At 65.4% G+C, this 6,936-nt stretch carries 3 protein-coding genes and 2 rRNA genes (1 of these 5 running past the window's edge); 2 read left to right on the top strand and 3 right to left on the bottom strand.

Annotation, left to right across the window (positions count from 1 at the left end; all coding sequences use genetic code 11):
- Nucleotides 1-38 precede the first annotated feature (38 nt).
- Both DDQ41_RS14465 and DDQ41_RS14470 read left to right on the top strand, forming a co-directional pair.
- Nucleotides 39-1,445: an ATP-binding protein gene (locus DDQ41_RS14465; RefSeq protein WP_109294878.1), complete on the top strand. Its 1,407-nt coding sequence runs from the start codon at nucleotides 39-41 to the stop codon at nucleotides 1,443-1,445.
- Nucleotides 1,446-1,504: 59 nt separating this feature from the next.
- On the top strand, nucleotides 1,505-3,109 hold the full coding sequence (locus DDQ41_RS14470; RefSeq protein ID WP_373995515.1) for a type VI secretion protein: 1,605 nt from the start codon (nucleotides 1,505-1,507) through the stop codon (nucleotides 3,107-3,109).
- A 24-nt stretch (nucleotides 3,110-3,133) separates the two neighbouring features.
- On the opposite strand, the gene DDQ41_RS14475 is transcribed toward DDQ41_RS14470, so the two are convergent.
- The 3 genes from DDQ41_RS14475 to DDQ41_RS14485 form a co-directional block, all read right to left on the bottom strand.
- Nucleotides 3,134-3,685, bottom strand: a complete 552-nt coding sequence (locus DDQ41_RS14475; protein ID WP_109294879.1) for a GNAT family N-acetyltransferase — start codon at nucleotides 3,683-3,685, stop codon at nucleotides 3,134-3,136.
- A 278-nt stretch (nucleotides 3,686-3,963) separates the two neighbouring features.
- Nucleotides 3,964-4,080, bottom strand: a 5S ribosomal RNA gene (gene rrf, locus DDQ41_RS14480).
- Between the two features lie 104 nt (nucleotides 4,081-4,184).
- Nucleotides 4,185-6,936, bottom strand: a 23S ribosomal RNA gene (locus DDQ41_RS14485); it runs 368 nt beyond the window's last position.

Raw genomic sequence — 6,936 nt, forward strand, 5'->3', positions numbered from 1 at the left:
GACACGCACCGACACGCGCCGATAGGGGCCCTCATCCGATGCGAGACCCGCTGTCCGTCCTCACCGAGTCCTTCACGTCCTTCCTCTTCGGAAAGGTCGAGACGACCCGCTCCCCCGTGCGCACCTCCACGGGCCAGGCGCAGGCCGTCTACCTGCCGACCGCGGCGCCGGGCCTGGGCGACTCGGGCGTGATCATCGGCCGCGAGGTCTACAGCGGCAAGGGCTACGTCTACGACCCGTTCCAGCTGTACGGGCAGCAGCTCCCCGCCCCCCACTGGCTGGTCCTCGGCGAGTCCGGCAACGGCAAGTCGGCGCTGGAGAAGACCTACGTCCTGCGGCAGCTCCGCTTCCGCGACCGCCAGGTCGTCGTTCTGGACGCGCAGGGCGAGGACGGCGTCGGCGAGTGGAACCTCATCGCCCAGGAGCTGGGGATAACCCCCATCCGGCTCGACCCGAGGGCAGCCCTGGACGACGGTATCCGCCTCAACCCGCTGGACCCGTCGATCACCACCACCGGGCAGCTCGCGCTGCTGCGCACCATCATCGAGGTCGCCATGGGGCACGGCCTCGACGAGCGGGCGGGCTTCGCGCTCAAGGTGGCGCACGCGTACGTCAACGAGACCGTCGGCGACCGGCAGCCGGTCCTCACCGACATCGTGGACCAACTGCGCCATCCGAAACCCGAGTCGGCGGCGGCGATGAACGTCGACATCGACGACGTGCGGGCCTGGGGTCTCGACGTCGCCCTGGTCCTCGACCGCCTCGTCGACGGCGACCTGCGCGGCATGTTCGACGGCCCGACCACCATCGGCATCGACCTGGACGCCCCGCTCATCGTCTTCGACCTGTCGCACATCGACCGCAACTCCATCGCCATGCCGATCCTCATGGCCATCGTCGGGGTCTGGCTGGAGCACACCTGGATCCGCCCGGACCGGAAGAAGCGCATCTTCCTCGTGGAGGAGGCCTGGCACATCATCAACAGCCCCTTCGTCGCGCAGCTCTTCCAGCGGCTGCTGAAGTTCGGCCGGCGGCTCGGCCTGTCCTTCGTCGCCGTCGTCCACCACCTGAGCGACGTGGTCGACGGCGCCGCCGCCCGGGAGGCCGCCGCCATCCTGAAGATGGCGTCGACGCGCACGATCTACGCCCAGAAGGCGGACGAGGCCCGGGCGACGGGCAGAGTGCTCGGGCTGCCCCGGTGGGCTGTGGAGATCATCCCCACCCTGACCCCCGGTATCGCGGTCTGGGACGTCAACGGCAACGTCCAGGTCGTCAAGCACCTGGTGACGGAGGCCGAGCGCCCCCTGGTCTACACGGACCGGGCGATGACCGAGTCCGCTCTCCACGAGGACGTCCGGGCCGCGGAACAGGAGGCGGAGGAGCGCGCCGCCTTCATCGAACGGCAGCAGCGGAGGCTGGACTCCTCCGAGTCGACGGTGGCCTGACGGTGACGCGCGACCCGGGACGCGGCCCCGGCCGGGAGCGGCCGCGCCAGGAGCGGGGTGTGCCCGACGGCCTGCTCGTGGGCTTCCTCGGCCTGCTCGTCGGGCTGAGCCTGCTGGTCTGGACGGCAACGGGGCTCGCCGGCCTGCTCACCCACGGCTCCTGGCCGGAGGGCGTGACGTTCACCAACACCCCGCTCGCCATACGCAGCCTCGTGTCCGAGCCCCGGGACCTGCCCGCGGCCTGGCCCGCCACACCCGCCGACCGGCTTTCGGGCCACGGACTGTTCTGGGGTCTGCTCATCGGCCTGCTGATGACGCTCGTGGTGCTGACGGTGTTCGTCCTGGGCACCCTGTCCCGGTGGCGCGCGGTACGGTCGCGCCGCGAGGCGGACGTGGAGACGGGCGGGAAGACGGGCGGGAAGACGGAGGTGGAGGCGGGCCGGAAGACGGGCGGCGACGTCCCGGCCGAGGCGGTCCCGGCGCCGGCCCCGGACCGGCGGGTTCACCGCCCGGGCACGGCCGTCACCGAGGAGGCCGCCGTCCCCGCAGGATCCGCGGCCGGCGCCGGTACGACGTACCCGTTCGAAGCGGCGCCCCCCATGGAACCCGCGCCGGCCTCGATGCCGATCGGCCATGGCGCGACCTCGGCACCCGCCGAGCCCTCCGCACCCACGGACCCTCACTCGCCGGAGCGGACCGGCGCCCCGGCCCCCCGCCGTCCGCGGGTCCTCTACGCAGCCCCGTCCGCCCGGCGCACCTCCGCCGTCCAGACGATCCGCGAAGCCGCCGGCCCCGCGCTCGTCGTCACATCCGATCCGGTCGTCTGGTCGGAGACCAGGGAAGCCAGGGCCGAACTCGGCCCGGTCCTCGTCTACGATCCGGGCCATCTCTGCGACACACCCGCACGACTCCACTGGTCCCCGACGGCCGGTTGCGCGGATCCGGCCACGGCGGCGAGCCGGGCGACCGCCCTCTTCGCTCCCGTACGTCCCCCCTCCCGCCTCGACGAAGCCGTCGCGGACACCGCGGAGACGCTGCTGCGCTGCTGGCTGCACGCCGCCGCCGTGGACGGACGCCCGTTCAAGCAGGTCCACCGCTGGGCCCAGGGGAGTGGCGCGCACGAACCTGTACAAATCCTCCGCACCCACCCGAAGGCCGCCTCCGGACTCGCAGGGCTGCTCGAGTCGGCGCTCACCTCGCACAGTGAACGCCGGGAGATCGCAATGGAGCTGACGGCCCGTACGCTGGCAGCCCTTTCCTCCGTCCACATCCGTCAGGCCTGCACCCCGAACCGAGCGGATTCGCTCACGCTGGAATCATTTGCGGACGAGGGGGGCACGCTCTATGTGGTGGGTGAATCGATCGAGGGTCCGCGCTCCCGCCCGGGGGCCATGCCGCTCCTGACCGCACTCACCTCCAGCGTGGTCGAGCACGGCCGCCGCATGGCCGCACGGTCATCCGACGGTCGGCTCGACCCACCATTCACCCTCGTCCTGGACGACATCGCAGCCGTTGCCCCACTGCCGCTCCTCCCGGAGCTGCTGGCCACCGGCCCGGCTCTCGGCATGCCGACGTTCGCGCTGCTGCGTTCCCGCGAACAGGGCCGTGCCCGCTGGCCCCAGCCGCTGACCCCGGACGCAGCTCCCGGACCGGCCGCTTCCTGAGTTCCCAAGCCGTCATGGCCCGCCTCAGGAGCGGCGCAACTCGTACTCGAACTCCCGGGCCGAGGGATCGGACAGCACCGGTACGGAGTCACCGCTCGGTACGAACCCGAACCGCCGGTAGAACGCGATCGCGCGGCTGTTTCTCTCGTGCGCATACAGCCGGATCCGCTCCACCGGCGGCTCCCTCAGCGCCCACGACCATGCGACGGCAGCCTGGAACAGCCCTTCCGTGACGCCGGTTCCCCGAACCTCCGGCCGTACGAACACCCCGACGAGGTGCGTCTGGTCGACCTTGGCCGCCTCCCCGAAGCGCACGTCGTCCGAGGGGCCCTCGACCATCACGGTCACCGTGCCGACCCAGCGCCCGTCGGAGTCCTCCGCGACGAACTGACGGAAGCCCACCCCGGACGCGGCCGTGTCGGTGCGGTCCTGCCAGTACCCCGCGGGCCGGCCCACGGCCTGCTCGTAGGTGTCCAGAAACGCGATGGGTGCCGCGGGATCCCGAAGGGCGGCCAGCCTGATCTCCCGGGCCTTCTCCCACTCGCCGGCCCGCACGGCGCGAATGCTGTGGTCCATGCTCTGATCCTCACCGTGGCGACACCGGTATGCCAAGGCAGTTTCGGCTCCGGCACCTCGGAGGTCGGTCGTCCGGTCCCTCCTCCGGCCTGTGCGGGCCCGGCCCCGCCGACCGGGACACCACACCCCGAAACAGCGCACCGGACTCCCGCGACCACACCACCAACCGCCCCGCCCCGCAGCCCACCGAACCCCGGACCACACCCCGTGCCGAGAAAATCTCCCCGGAACGCGGAAAAGCCCCGGGCCGTAAGGCCCGGGGCTTCCCCTCAACAATCGTTCGGCAGTGTCCTACTCTCCCACAGGGTCCCCCCTGCAGTACCATCGGCGCTGAAAGGCTTAGCTTCCGGGTTCGGAATGTAACCGGGCGTTTCCCTAACGCTATGACCACCGAAACTCTATGAAAAAATCGAACCAGCCGACCAGCACCCCACCACCGGTGGTATACGGTCTCGGCATGTTCGTTACTTCAGAACTAACACAGTGGACGCGAGCAACTGAGGACAAGCCCTCGGCCTATTAGTACCGGTCAACTCCACCAGTCACCTGGCTTCCATATCCGGCCTATCAACCCAGTCGTCTACTGGGAGCCTTACCCCATCAAGTGGGTGGGAGCCCTCATCTCGAAGCAGGCTTCCCGCTTAGATGCTTTCAGCGGTTATCCCTCCCGAACGTAGCCAACCAGCCATGCCCTTGGCAGGACAACTGGCACACCAGAGGTTCGTCCGTCCCGGTCCTCTCGTACTAGGGACAGCCCTTCTCAAGACTCCTACGCGCACAGCGGATAGGGACCGAACTGTCTCACGACGTTCTAAACCCAGCTCGCGTACCGCTTTAATGGGCGAACAGCCCAACCCTTGGGACCGACTCCAGCCCCAGGATGCGACGAGCCGACATCGAGGTGCCAAACCATCCCGTCGATATGGACTCTTGGGGAAGATCAGCCTGTTATCCCCGGGGTACCTTTTATCCGTTGAGCGACGGCGCTTCCACAAGCCACCGCCGGATCACTAGTCCCGACTTTCGTCCCTGCTCGACCCGTCGGTCTCACAGTCAAGCTCCCTTGTGCACTTACACTCAACACCTGATTACCAACCAGGCTGAGGGAACCTTTGGGCGCCTCCGTTACCCTTTAGGAGGCAACCGCCCCAGTTAAACTACCCATCAGACACTGTCCCTGATCCGGATCACGGACCCAGGTTAGACATCCAGCACGACCAGAGTGGTATTTCAACGACGACTCCACCTGAACTGGCGTCCAAGCATCACAGTCTCCCACCTATCCTACACAAGCCGAACCGAACACCAATATCAAACTGTAGTAAAGGTCCCGGGGTCTTTCCGTCCTGCTGCGCGAAACGAGCATCTTTACTCGTAGTGCAATTTCACCGGGCCTATGGTTGAGACAGTCGAGAAGTCGTTACGCCATTCGTGCAGGTCGGAACTTACCCGACAAGGAATTTCGCTACCTTAGGATGGTTATAGTTACCACCGCCGTTTACTGGCGCTTAAGTTCTCAGCTTCGCCCCACCGAAATGGAGCTAACCGGTCCCCTTAACGTTCCAGCACCGGGCAGGCGTCAGTCCGTATACATCGCCTTACGGCTTCGCACGGACCTGTGTTTTTAGTAAACAGTCGCTTCTCGCTGGTCTCTGCGGCCACCCCCAGCTCACCGAGTAAATCGGATCACCAGGCGTGGCCCCCCTTCTCCCGAAGTTACGGGGGCATTTTGCCGAGTTCCTTAACCATAGTTCACCCGAACGCCTCGGTATTCTCTACCTGACCACCTGAGTCGGTTTAGGGTACGGGCCGCCATGAAACTCGCTAGAGGCTTTTCTCGACAGCATAGGATCATCCACTTCACCACAATCGGCTCGGCATCAGGTCTCACCCACATGAGAGACGGATTTACCTATCTCTCGGGCTACACCCTTACCCCGGGACAACCACCGCCCGGGCTGGACTACCTTCCTGCGTCACCCCATCGCTTACCTACTACCACCTCGGGTCAGCGGCTCCACCACTCCGACCTCGTCCGAAGACTCAGCCGACGGCTTCACGGCCTTAGCATAAATGGGCTCGATACTGGGCGTTTCAAAGCGGGTACCGGAATATCAACCGGTTGTCCATCGACTACGCCTGTCGGCCTCGCCTTAGGTCCCGACTTACCCTGGGCAGATCAGCTTGACCCAGGAACCCTTAGTCAATCGGCGCACACGTTTCCCACGTGTGTATCGCTACTCATGCCTGCATTCTCACTCGTGAACCGTCCACAACTCGCTTCCACGGCTGCTTCACCCGGCACACGACGCTCCCCTACCCATCACGATCCCCGTTGGGGGCACATATCGCAATGACACGACTTCGGCGGTACGCTTGAGCCCCGCTACATTGTCGGCGCGGAATCACTTGACCAGTGAGCTATTACGCACTCTTTCAAGGATGGCTGCTTCTAAGCCAACCTCCTGGTTGTCTCTGCGACTCCACATCCTTTCCCACTTAGCGTACGCTTAGGGGCCTTAGTCGATGCTCTGGGCTGTTTCCCTCTCGACCATGGAGCTTATCCCCCACAGTCTCACTGCCGCGCTCTCACTTACCGGCATTCGGAGTTTGGCTAAGGTCAGTAACCCGGTAGGGCCCATCGCCTATCCAGTGCTCTACCTCCGGCAAGAAACACACGACGCTGCACCTAAATGCATTTCGGGGAGAACCAGCTATCACGGAGTTTGATTGGCCTTTCACCCCTAACCACAGGTCATCCCCCAGGTTTTCAACCCTGGTGGGTTCGGTCCTCCACGAAGTCTTACCTCCGCTTCAACCTGCCCATGGCTAGATCACTCCGCTTCGGGTCTAGAGCGTGCAACTCAAACGCCCTCTTCGGACTCGCTTTCGCTACGGCTCCCCCACACGGGTTAACCTCGCTACACACCGCTAACTCGCAGGCTCATTCTTCAAAAGGCACGCAGTCACGAGACGTGCAAAACACGTCCGACGCTCCCACGGCTTGTAGGCACACGGTTTCAGGTACTATTTCACTCCGCTCCCGCGGTACTTTTCACCATTCCCTCACGGTACTATCCGCTATCGGTCACCAGGGAATATTTAGGCTTAGCGGGTGGTCCCGCCAGATTCACACGGGATTTCTCGGGCCCCGTGCTACTTGGGAATAACTCAAACGAGCCGCTAATGTTTCAGCTACGGGGGTCTTACCCTCTACGCCGGGCCTTTCGCATGCCCTTCGCCTACATCAA

Origin of the sequence: Streptomyces spongiicola, assembly GCF_003122365.1 — a bacterium.
Classification (GTDB): Bacteria; Actinomycetota; Actinomycetes; order Streptomycetales; family Streptomycetaceae; genus Streptomyces; species Streptomyces spongiicola.